Source organism: Bartonella sp. AP7XZML, from assembly GCF_042195745.1.
Lineage (GTDB): Bacteria > Pseudomonadota > Alphaproteobacteria > Rhizobiales > Rhizobiaceae > Bartonella.
The window spans coordinates 1-1,510 of record NZ_JBHIOT010000074.1 but is presented as its reverse complement, the minus strand read 5'-3'; the positions used below and the strand labels follow the sequence as shown (position 1 = coordinate 1,510).

Here is a 1,510-nt window from a genome sequence, read left to right as displayed (position 1 = left end):
GATCAACAAAACCATATTCATTCGTGTCACGGATTTTTGCAGTACCATCAATGATTGTCTTCGCATTGAGGGTGATGATATTCCCCAAGATAACCCCTGACGAATTGGCTAAAAGATCGCCACTGCTGAGATCGACAGCACCGCTGCCAAGCAAAAAACCACCATCATTAAACAAAGTTTGCGTGGTCGAAACATGCAATGCACCATTACTTGATATGGTGCCGCTATTGGTAAGACGGTCCGTCTCTATAGTGACGCCATTGCCTTTCAAACGTGCACTGGCAAGGTTTCCTTGCTGCGTTTTTGCCCCATAAACATCTTGTGCTAAAGAAGTGTTTGGTGCCAAATAAACGTGGGGTACCAAGACCTCTTGTCCGTCGACAAGGTGGGTCTCAAGCCAGATCATATCCTTTTTGATCCCAGCAATCTGCTGAGGCGTTAAGGGCTTGCCTAGCACTAACCCCAAGGGATCTTGCTGCTCCACAGCATTGTCATAGAGCCTTTGCATTTGAGCATTGGGATCTTCAACATCAAGAAGAGTGCGATTACCTGTCAGTTCAAAGATTTGCTCACCCACCAGACGATATTCAAAATAAGCATCCCCCAACTTTTTAAACACGTGCTCAGGCTTATAATTGCCAATCTTTTTTAAGTAATAGTCCGATCCCAAAAATTTACTTGGGTTGATAAAGTCCTGTCGCGTCTCAACTAAAAACGGCACATCCGGTGATTGGGTCTGGTCCAATTCTGTCTTAACAGAGCTAAGCCCGTCTTGCGTTGGCACCTGTATGGATTCTGGTGCGGGTATTTTTGTGCTTGGTGCAAAAAGCCCTTTGTGCCCTTTCAAACCATTGATAATCCCATCTAATCGATCATCACTAATCAGTGGTTTGGAACCATCAAAATCGGTGTTTTTAACACCAGCCAACCCCTTATCGCCAGAGCTTAAGCCAACTTGCTCAACCCCCTCACGCACCGCATGATTGTCAATATAGCCTGTCAACTTGGCATCAAGCGTGCCACCAGCTTCAATCGTGCCGTAAACAGCATCATAAGTGCGTTTGAGTGTTTGGGTAAAAGTAGGACCATCCCATTCTTCTGCACCGTTTATACATGCTGGATTTGTGATACTACATTGCTTATGTCTGTAGCGCGTTTCCGTTACAATCTTAGTTGTTTCGATTAAATCGCGCCCCTCATTGAGCAGCGTATCGCCATGCATCTCAATATTGCCATTGGCAGCAATCAAGCTATAGCTATTGCGGATATCACCGGCATTAATTGTCAGATGACGTCCTACTAAAATCTGTGCAGCATTATTGGTAAAATGAGGCTGCTGACGAATGATCGTGGTGTCGATATTTTCCTTGATACGTAAATGATCAATATTTTCGACATCTTTCCATTCTCCTCGCACGTAACTGTGACCAACCACTTTATCGCTAACTTCAACCCCACCTTCACGCATGTTGGTAAGCGCTGAGACATCGAAGGTCATATCGCCGGACAC

Annotated in this window: 1 pseudogene; it reads right to left on the bottom strand. The window is 45.1% G+C overall.

Going from position 1 to position 1,510, the window contains the following annotated elements:
* Nucleotides 1-1,510: pseudogene (locus ACFILT_RS05970) on the bottom strand (filamentous hemagglutinin); the annotation flags it as partial.